The organism is Endothiovibrio diazotrophicus (assembly GCF_054657215.1).
Genome location: NZ_BAAHXB010000104.1, coordinates 1 through 10,000 on the forward strand (window position 1 = coordinate 1; position 10,000 = coordinate 10,000).

At 61.2% G+C, this 10,000-nt stretch carries 8 protein-coding genes and 2 rRNA genes (1 of these 10 cut by a window edge); 7 read left to right on the forward strand and 3 right to left on the reverse strand.

The features are described 5' to 3' along the window. The 7 genes from ACYQ2W_RS20125 to ACYQ2W_RS20155 all read left to right on the forward strand — a co-directional run. Positions 1-475, forward strand: a 475-nt coding sequence (locus ACYQ2W_RS20125) for a TetR/AcrR family transcriptional regulator (RefSeq protein WP_459871307.1), incomplete at its 5' end; no start/stop codon positions are given. Between the two features lie 333 nt (positions 476-808). Further along, positions 809-1,390 carry an electron transport complex subunit RsxA gene (gene rsxA / locus ACYQ2W_RS20130; protein WP_459871309.1) on the forward strand — a complete coding sequence of 194 codons (582 nt, stop codon included), beginning with the start codon at positions 809-811 and terminating at the stop codon, positions 1,388-1,390. Between the two features lie 104 nt (positions 1,391-1,494). Beyond that, entirely contained in the window at positions 1,495-2,058 is a 564-nt protein-coding gene (gene rsxB, locus ACYQ2W_RS20135; protein WP_459871312.1) for an electron transport complex subunit RsxB, read from the forward strand. Further along, complete coding sequence (rsxC, locus tag ACYQ2W_RS20140; protein ID WP_459871314.1) at positions 2,051-3,709, forward strand: electron transport complex subunit RsxC; 1,659 nt, start codon at positions 2,051-2,053, stop codon at positions 3,707-3,709. The genes rsxB and rsxC overlap by 8 nt, the downstream gene beginning before the upstream one ends. Positions 3,710-3,739: 30 nt before the next feature. After that, positions 3,740-4,795, forward strand: a complete 1,056-nt coding sequence (gene rsxD / locus ACYQ2W_RS20145) for an electron transport complex subunit RsxD (RefSeq protein ID WP_459871317.1) — start codon at positions 3,740-3,742, stop codon at positions 4,793-4,795. Next, a complete protein-coding gene (rsxG, locus tag ACYQ2W_RS20150; protein WP_459871320.1) occupies positions 4,792-5,403 on the forward strand; it encodes an electron transport complex subunit RsxG in 612 nt (203 codons plus the stop codon). Before rsxD ends, rsxG begins: the two co-directional genes overlap by 4 nt. 51 nt (positions 5,404-5,454) lie before the next feature. Next, complete coding sequence (locus ACYQ2W_RS20155; RefSeq protein WP_459871323.1) at positions 5,455-6,147, forward strand: electron transport complex subunit E; 693 nt, start codon at positions 5,455-5,457, stop codon at positions 6,145-6,147. 104 nt (positions 6,148-6,251) lie between these two features. Here ACYQ2W_RS20155 and ACYQ2W_RS20160 read toward each other — a convergent pair whose 3' ends face one another. The 3 genes from ACYQ2W_RS20160 to ACYQ2W_RS20170 form a co-directional block, all read right to left on the reverse strand. After that, the gene (locus ACYQ2W_RS20160) at positions 6,252-6,473 is read right to left on the reverse strand and encodes a hypothetical protein (protein ID WP_459871326.1); all 222 of its coding nucleotides are present in this window, start codon (positions 6,471-6,473) and stop codon (positions 6,252-6,254) included. A gap of 1,092 nt (positions 6,474-7,565) precedes the next feature. After that, positions 7,566-7,681: ribosomal RNA gene (rrf, locus tag ACYQ2W_RS20165) — 5S ribosomal RNA — on the reverse strand. Between the two features lie 114 nt (positions 7,682-7,795). Further along, positions 7,796-10,000: ribosomal RNA gene (locus ACYQ2W_RS20170) — 23S ribosomal RNA — on the reverse strand; it runs 681 nt beyond the window's last position.

The window sequence follows — 10,000 nt, forward strand, 5'->3', positions numbered from 1 at the left end:
TATCTACAACCACTTCGGCGGCAAGGAGGGCATCGCCAAGGCGCTCTACCACCACCTGATCGGGGAGCTCGAGGAGATGATGCAGGAGGTGATGGCCGAGCAGGTGAGCCACCGTGAGCGCTGCAACCGGATCATCCAACTGCTCTTCGAATATACCGAGACCCGGCGCAACATCGTCGCCTATATGCTGCACGGCAAGCATCGGGAGTTTCTGTCCGATGAGCCCCCGCTGTGCAGCGCCACCCCGTTCATCGCCATGCGCGATATCGTGGACCGGGGAATGGAGTGCGGGGAGATACGGCGCGGGGATCCGTGGGTGATCGCCTCCGCCGTCTTCGGCGGGGCCATTCGGATGATCCATTTGCGCTTGGACGGCGTGATCGAGGGGCCGTTGATGGTCCACTACGACGAGCTCATCGACTGTACGCGGGGAGGTCTTCAGGCCGTACAGGGTCCGATATCCAACGGGGTTTGAGCCGAACGGACACGACGAAACAAGACGCCCGCGCGAAGGAGCGTGTACCCGCCATGCCCCCACCTGCTCGAACGGCGCTAGTTGTTTAAGAGACGCGGAAAGAATAAATCACCCCAATCGCTCGTCTCGCAGCCCGTCTTCGGCGTTGCCGTGACGCAGCGCCCCATCACCGCATCCACAATGCTCTTTACTGAGGTAATTCAGCGAATTCCCTTAGAAATCCAATAAGAACTTGTCTCTTTCAAGGCGGGAACCTACCATATTAGGGTTGTCTTATCCGACTCCGTCCGCCCCCTGCCGGGGCGGCGACTCCCCCGGTAAAAGTGCGCGTTAATGACCGAGTTCGCCCTTATCCTGCTCAGCACCATCCTGGTGAACAACTTCGTCCTGGTGAAGTTCCTGGGACTCTGTCCGTTCATGGGGGTTTCGCGCAAGCTGGAGACGGCCACGGGGATGGGACTGGCCACCACCTTCGTGCTCACCCTCTCCTCCATCTGCTCCTACTTGGTGGACGCCTATCTGCTGGCGCCCCTGGGGCTGGAATACCTGCGCACCATCACCTTCATCCTGGTGATCGCGGTGGTGGTGCAGTTCACCGAGATGGTGGTACACAAGACCAGCCCGCTGCTCTACCAGGTGCTGGGCATCTTCCTGCCGCTGATCACCACCAACTGCGCGGTGCTCGGCGTGGCACTGCTCAACGTCCAGGAAGAACACGGCTTCCTCGCCTCGGCCACCTACGGCTTCGGTGCGGCGGTGGGCTTCTCCCTGGTGCTGGTGCTGTTCGCCGCGGTACGCGAGCGAGTGGCGGTGGCCGACGTGCCGAAGCCGTTCCGCGGCGCCTCCATCGCGCTGATCACCGCCGGCTTGATGTCGCTGGCCTTCATGGGCTTCTCGGGTCTGGTCAAGGTTTGAAGTCTGAAGATGAATCCGCAAATGAACGCAAATGAACGCAAAGCGAAGGCAAATATGTCTATTTTCGTTTATTCGCGTTCATTCGCGGACAAGTACCAAACTCCATGCTGATTGCCATCCTCGCCATATCCTTGCTCGCCGCCGCCTTCGGGTTGCTGTTGGGATACGCCTCGATCCGCTTCCGGGTGGAGGGGGACCCGGTGGTGGAGAAGGTGGACGCGCTGCTCCCCCAGACCCAGTGCGGCCAGTGTGGCTTCCCCGGCTGCCACCCCTACGCCGAGGCGATCGCCCGCGGCGAGGCGGAGATCAACCGCTGTCCGCCCGGCGGCGAGAGCACCATGGTCGCCCTGGCCGATTTGCTGGGCCGAGACCCGATGGCACTGGAGGAGGGAGACGACCTCGGCCCCAAGGTGGCGAAGATCAATGAAGAGACCTGCATCGGCTGCACCCTATGCATCCAGGCCTGCCCGGTGGATGCGATCCTCGGCGCGGCGAAGCAGATGCACACCGTGATCGCCTCCGAATGCACCGGCTGCGAACTCTGCCTCGCTCCCTGTCCGGTGGAGTGCATCACCATGACACCGATCGGTGAAAGCCCGCGCACGTGGAAGTGGCCCTACCCGGAAAACCGTCCCGAGGCCCGCGACCGGGAGCTGGTTCATGGGTAGCAGACAGTGGCGCTTCCACGGCGGCATCCACCTGCCGGAAAACAAGGAGCAGTCCAACGGGCGAGCGGTGGAGCCCCTGGCGATGCCGCGGGAGCTGGTGCTCCCCCTGGGCCAGCACATCGGCGCCGAGGCCGAGCCGATGGTCCAGGCCGGCGAACGCGTGCTCAAGGGACAGATGATCGCCAAACCCAAGGGCTATGTGAGCGCGCCGCTCCATGCGCCCACCTCCGGCACGGTGGTGGCGGTCACCGAGCGACCGGTCCCCCATCCCTCCCAGTTGCCCGCCACCTGCATCGTCATCGAGCCCGACGGCGAGGACCGCTGGATCGAGCACGCCGGAGTGGAGGATTGGAGCGAATTGCCGGCGGAGACGCTCCACGAACTGATCCGCAACGCCGGCATCGTCGGCCTCGGCGGGGCCGGCTTCCCTACCTTCATCAAGCTCAACCAGGGCAAGCCGGTGGAGATGCTGATCCTCAACGGCGCCGAATGCGAGCCATTCATCACCTGCGACGATCGGCTGATGCGCGAGCGGGCCGACGAGGTGGTGGAGGGCGCACGGATCATGCTCCATGCCCTGGCCGCACCGCGCTGCCTGATCGGCATCGAGGACAACAAGCTGGATGCCCACCAGGCACTGGTGGAGGCGGTAGCCGCTGCGGGCGTCCCCGACTCGGTCGAGGTGGTCTCGATCCCCACACTCTACCCCACCGGCGGCGAGAAACAGCTGATCAAGGTACTCACCGGTCGTGAAGTGCCGAGCCAGGGGCTGCCCCTGCAGGTGGGCGTGGTGTGCCAGAACGTCGCCACCGCCGCGGCGGTCTATCGGGCGGTCCGTCACGGCGAGCCGCTGATCTCGCGGATCGTCACCGTGACCGGCGCCGGCGTCCACCGGCCCACCAACCTGGAGGTGCCTTTCGGTGCACCGATGGGTGATCTGGTCGCCCACTGCGGAGGCTACACCAAGCAGGCAACCCGCCTGGTGATGGGTGGACCGATGATGGGGCTCACCCTGCCGAGCGACGAGTTGCCGGTGATCAAGACTGCCAACTGCGTACTGGTGGCGAGCCATGATGAGATGCCGGAGCCGGCCGAGGCCCTCGCCTGCATTCGCTGCGGCCGCTGCGCCGAGGTCTGCCCCGCCCAGTTGCTGCCCCAGCAGCTCTATTGGCACACCCGGGCAAAGGACTTCGACAAGGCCCAGGATTACTCGCTGTTCGACTGCATCGAGTGCGGCTGCTGCGCTTATGTATGCCCCAGCCGGATCCCGTTGGTTCAGTACTACCGCTACGCCAAAACCGAAATCTGGGGCCAGGAGCGCGACAAGCGCAAGGCCGACCTCGCCCGCCAGCGCCACGAAGCACGCCAAGCGCGTATCCGGCGTGCCGAGGAGGAGAAGGCGGCGCGAATGGCGAAGAAGCAGGCGGCGCTCGCCGATAGCGACAACCCCGCATCGGTCCCCAAGGCGGACGACGCCAAGAAAGCGGCAATCGAGGCAGCCCTGGCCCGCGCCAAGGCGAAGAAAACCGCCGCCGGCATCCAGCCGAAGAATACCGACAACCTTACTGCCGAACAGCAGCGGCAGATCGACGAGGCCGATGCCCGCCGGGCGTCCGACTCGAACAGTCAGCCGCCGACGAACGGCAGCTGAGTCCCACCACGCCAGGCAGCCGATACCGGAATGCAGTTCCCCACCGTCACCAGCCCCCACCTCCACGACCCGGGACACACCGGCCGCGAGATGTTCCGCGTCATGGCCGCCCTACTCCCCGGCTTGGCTGCGCTCACCTGGTACTTCGGCTGGGGAGTGGTAGTCAACGCCACGTTGGCCACCAGTGCGGCGATCCTCTTCGAGGCGGTGGCGATCGGGCTACGCGGTCGATCGGTGAAGACCGCCCTCGGCGACGGCAGCGCCCTGGTCACCGCCCTGCTGCTCACCGCCGCCATCCCACCACTGCTGCCGTGGTGGACCACCGTGGTAGGGATCTTTTTCGCCATCGTCGTCGCCAAGCACCTCTACGGCGGGCTCGGCCACAACCCCTTCAACCCGGCGATGGTCGCCTATGTGGTCCTGCTTATCTCCTTCCCCAAGGAGATGACCTCGTGGCTGCCGCCCCTCGGTCCCAGCCATTGGCCCCTCTCGCTAGGCGATACCCTGCATGCGGTATTCCTCGGCACCCTGCCGAGTGGCGTCTCCATGGACGCCCTGACCATGGCCTCCCCCCTCGACTACATGAAAGTCCAGCTGGCCATGCAGTCCACCATCAGTGAGATCCTCACTGCCCCCAGCCATGGCCTGTTCGGCGGGCTCGGTTGGGAGTGGGTGGATCTGGCCTTTCTCGCCGGCGGACTGTGGATGATCTTTCGCCGCACCATCACCTGGCATATCCCGGCGGCGATGCTCGGCACCCTGTTCCTGCTCTCGCTGGTCTTTTTCCTGTTCAACCCGGACCGCTTCGCCCCCCCGACCTTCCACCTGTTCAGCGGTGCGGCGATGCTCGGTGCCTTTTTCATCGCCACCGACCCGGTCACCGCCTGCACCACCGAGCGGGGCCGCGTCATCTACGGAATCGGCATCGGTGCCATCACCTACGTGATCCGCACCTGGGGCGGCTACCCCGACGGCGTCGCCTTTGGCGTGCTATTGATGAACATGGCCGCCCCCACCATCGACTACTACACCCAGCCACGGGTCTTCGGCAAAGGGGTGAAAAAGCAGCAGGGAGAGAGGCCGTGAAGCTGCGCACCATCGCCGCATCGGCGCTTCTGCTCTGGCTCTTCGCCGTCATCGGCACCGCCTTGGTCTCCTTCACCTTCGAGAGTACCCGAGAGCGGATTGCGGAGAACGAGCGACAGGCGCTACTGCGTAGTCTCAACGCCCTGATCCCCACCAGCGACTACGACAACGACGTCTACCAGGATGCCATTGAGGTAACCGATCGCGAACGGCTCGGCACCACAAGACCGATCACCGTCTACCGCGCTCGCCAGGCGGGGAAGCCGGTGGCCGTGGCGATCCTCTCCCAGGCGCCGGATGGATACAGTGGCACCATTCGCCTGCTGGTAGCGGTGCGCTACGACGGTACCCTCGGCGGCGTGCGGGTCCTCGCCCACCGGGAGACCCCGGGGCTGGGCGATGCCATCGAAGTGGAACGTACCGATTGGATCCGCGCATTCACCAACCGCTCACTCGACAACCCGGAAGAAGGAAAATGGAAAGTGCGCAAGGACGGCGGCGTTTTCGACCAGTTCACCGGTGCCACCATTACCCCGCGGGCGGTGGTGAAGGCGGTCTACAACACGTTGGTCTATTTCCGCGAACATCGCGACGGGCTGTTCAAGTGAGCTGTAGCCCGACAGGCTCCCAGAGGACCACTCCACACGGGGAGAAAAAACATGGCTGAAGTAACCTACGGCAACATCGCCAAGGCAGGTTTCTGGAAAAACAACGTCGCCCTGGTCCAGTTGCTCGGACTCTGCCCGCTGCTGGCGGTCACCGGAACCGCAATCAACGGTCTCGGCCTAGGCATCGCCACCACCCTAGTGCTGGTAGCCTCCAACGCCACCGTCTCGGCGATCCGCAACGTGGTCCGCCCGGAAATCCGCATCCCGGTTTTCGTGCTGGTGATCGCGTCCTTTGTCACCGCCGTCGACTTGGCCATGAACGCCTACTTCCACGATCTGCACAAGATCCTCGGCATCTTCATTCCACTGATCGTCACCAATTGCGCAATCATTGGCCGGGCGGAGAGCTTCGCCTCCAAGCAGAACGTCCCCCACGCCTTGGCAGACGGATTCACCATGGGACTGGGCTTTACCGCCGTACTGGCCACGCTTGGCGGCTTGCGGGAGCTCCTCGGCCAAGGCACCCTGTTCGCCCAGGCCCACCTGATGTTCGGTGATTTCGGAAGGGCCCTTACCTTGACCGTCTTCGAGGACTATCGGGGTTTCCTACTCGCAATTCTTCCCCCCGGCGCCTTCCTCGGACTCGGCGTGCTCATCGCGATCAAGAACATTCTCGACGATCGGGCGGAACGCCGCGCCAAAGAGGTTGCCATCGTCAACCTACCCGCCGAAACGACTATCTGATCCGACGGCGTCGCTCCCCGAGCGCCACGGGAAGGCGACGCCGAGCCCAGACATCGCTCCGCATCCACCCTTACATCTGCCGATACGTCGCGATACCCCGGCGGTCATCCCCGGCCAAGCAACGAGCGGGTCTTCTCGTCGATTTTCTCCCGCCAGGAGGGATGGCGGGTATCATCATAGGCCCTCAGCAACTTCCAAGCCGCCGGATGGACACAGATGAACTCCAACGTCTCGCCATGGCTCTCCGCATCACTCACCATCGCGGACAACGTCACGATCCCAACCGGGTCACCGGCCAGCTCTTTCGTAATCTTGATCGTCACCATCTCGCAATTCCCCGAATTTGTTTTCCGACGGTAGAATATTATAAATATATGAAGAGAATTGAGATGGTAGCGTCGCCGACGGCGGTTGAACCAGTTACCGGCAGGGTGTTTCGATTTCCCTCTCGCCCCGAGGCAGCACTGCCCATAGATTGACCGCCACCAGCGGAAGCAGCTCGATAAAGACCCGGCTCTCGATTACCAAACCAAAAATCATAATCGCCCCGACCATTGCAAGGTGCACCAGCGCCAAGCCAAGGTAGCGGCGGGGGGCTCACGCATCACCAGCAGTGTGGCAAACGCCACCAGCCCGAAGATCATCATCGGCGTCACGAAACTCAGCCCGTAGGCAGGATCGACGAAGACGTGCCGGAAGGCCTCCAAAACCAGATAGCCGGCAACGCCACGGTGAACAGCACGTGGGCGCCCAGAAAGGTATCTGTGAAGGTATGGAGCAACTCCACCAGCTCGGAGGAAAGGATACGGGATTTATAGACACGCCAAGGGGGGTGCCCTGCGATATCCCTGCGCCGCTTGAGCGAAGCGAGCATAGCCGGACTGAACGATGCCCCCCTATCAACCGCCACTGAATCATCGCGAAAAAAAGGGCCACACACGCGCTGATCCAGCGAAACTGGAAACCAGGACGAAAAATCAAGTAATTGGTGACCAACTCTCTCGCCCCAAAAGCCTGATAACTAACGGGCAGTATGGCTAGTCCCGCCTCTTATCCACAAATCGGCCATCAACGAGCCCCCCCCCCGGGAAACGCCAAGCCACGGCGCGGCCAGCGGCTCCGGACTCTCTGCCCTCCCGCCGCATACCGGCCGTCCTGGCCATGATAGTGATCCCTTGGCAAGCACCGCAACGGCCTGGCGCTTCCGGGAGGCGCCCTTCGGGCGAGCCGCTGGGCGGCCTCCGCAGCAAAGCGCCCTCTTGAGGCAGGGCGGTTACCCCGGCCGCCCAGCGCCTCGATGATCGCCGACTTGTGGGTAAGAACCAAGGTTAGTCCACTCGCGATCCACAATTAAAAGCGGGTAGATAACCAACAGAAAAAACCCCGCACCGTTACCGTTGCGGGGTTTTTGAATAAAAGCCTGGCAGTGACCTACTTTCACATGGGGAAGCCCCACACTATCATCGGCGCTGAGCGGTTTCACTTCCGAGTTCGGGATGGGATCGGGTGGTTCCCGCTCGCTATGGCCGCCAGGCAAACTGGTTGGACGGGAGCCCGAGGGCTCGCGTCCGAATTCGGCAAGTTGTTTGGCGCAGATATTCAACTGAATGGAGTTTCCAGTCGACCACCCAAACCTTTTGGGTGTTATATGGTCAAGCCTCACGGTCAATTAGTACTGGTTAGCTTCATACATTGCTGCACTTCCACACCCAGCCTATCAACGTCGTAGTCTTCGACGGACCTTCAGGGACCTCAAGGGTCCAGGGAGATCTTATCTTGGAAGGGGCTTCCCGCTTAGATGCTTTCAGCGGTTATCCTGTCCGTACTTAGCTACCCGGCTGTGCCACTGGCGTGACAACCGGAACACCAGAGGTACGTCCACTCCGGTCCTCTCGTACTAGGAGCAGCTTTCCTCAAATCTCCAACGCCCACGGCAGATAGGGACCGAACTGTCTCACGACGTTCTAAACCCAGCTCGCGTACCACTTTAAATGGCGAACAGCCATACCCTTGGGACCGACTACAGCCCCAGGATGTGATGAGCCGACATCGAGGTGCCAAACTCCCCCGTCGATATGGACTCTTGGGAGGAATCAGCCTGTTATCCCCGGAGTACCTTTTATCCGTTGAGCGATGGCCCTTCCATACAGAACCACCGGATCACTAAGACCTGCTTTCGCACCTGCTCGACGTGTCTGTCTCGCAGTTAAGCACCCTTATGCCTTTGCACTCATTGCGCGATGTCCGACCGCGCTGAGGGTACCTTCGTGCTCCTCCGTTACTCTTTGGGAGGAGACCGCCCCAGTCAAACTACCCACCATACACTGTCCCCAACCCGGATAACGGGTCTAGGTTAGAACCTCAAATTTGCCAGGGTGGTATTTCAAGGATGGCTCCACCAGAACTGGCGTCCTGGTTTCAAAGCCTCCCACCTATCCTACACAAACAAATTCAAAGTCCAGTGCAAAGCTGTAGTAAAGGTTCACGGGGTCTTTCCGTCTAGCCGCGGGAACGCTGCATCTTCACAGCGATTTCAATTTCACTGAGTCTCGGGTGGAGACAGCGTGGCCATCGTTACGCCATTCGTGCAGGTCGGAACTTACCCGACAAGGAATTTCGCTACCTTAGGACCGTTATAGTTACGGCCGCCGTTTACCGGGGCTTCGATCAAGAGCTTCGCCTTGCGGCTGACCCCATCAATTAACCTTCCGGCACCGGGCAGGCGTCACACCCTATACTTCCTCTTCCGAGTTTGCAGAGTGCTATGTTTTTAATAAACAGTCGCAGCCACCTGGTCACTGCAACCCCCTTCCGCTCCGAGAGCAAGTCTCTTCACGTACCAGGGGCGTACCTTCTCCCGAAGTTACGGTACTATTTTGCCTAGTTCCTTCACCCGAGTTCTCTCAAGCGCCTTGGGATACTCACCCTGCCCACCTGTGTCGGTTTGGGGTACGGTCACACAATACCTGAAGCTTAGAGGCTTTTCCTGGAAGCAGGGCATCAACCACTTCAGCTCCGTAGAGCCTCGTCATCACGTCTCAGCATTAAGGACCCGGATTTGCCTAAGTCCTCTGCCTACACGCTTAAACCGGGATAACCAACACCCGGATGGTCTAGCCTTCTCCGTCCCCCCATCGCAGTATTGCGTGGTACCGGAATATTAACCGGTTTCCCATCGACTACGGCTTTCGCCCTCGCCTTAGGGGCCGACTCACCCTGCGCCGATTAGCGTTGCGCAGGAAACCTTGGGCTTTCGGCGTGCGGGTTTTTCACCCGCATTATCGTTACTCATGTCAGCATTCGCACTTCTGATACCTCCAGCAGACCTCTCGATCCACCTTCGCAGGCTTACAGAACGCTCCCCTACCACTCACGTAAAACGTGAATCCGCAGCTTCGGTACACAACTTAGCCCCGTTAAATCTTCCGCGCAGGCCGACTTGACCAGTGAGCTATTACGCTTTCTTTAAAGGATGGCTGCTTCTAAGCCAACCTCCTGGCTGTCTATGCCTTCCCACATCGTTTCCCACTGAGTTGTGATTTGGGGACCTTAGCTGGCGGTCTGGGTTGTTTCCCTCTTGACGACGGACGTTAGCACCCGCCGTCTGTCTCCCGTGATTGCACTTCCTGGTATTCGGAGTTTGCATGGGGTTGGTAAGTCGAGGTGACCCCCTAGCCCAAACAGTGCTCTACCCCCAGGAGTGATACACGAGGCGCTACCTAAATAGCTTTCGGGGAGAACCAGCTATCTCCGGGCTTGATTAGCCTTTCACTCCGATCCACAGCTCATCCGAATCTTTTTCAACAGATCCCGGTTCGGGCCTCCAGTAAGTATTACCTCACCTTCACCCTGG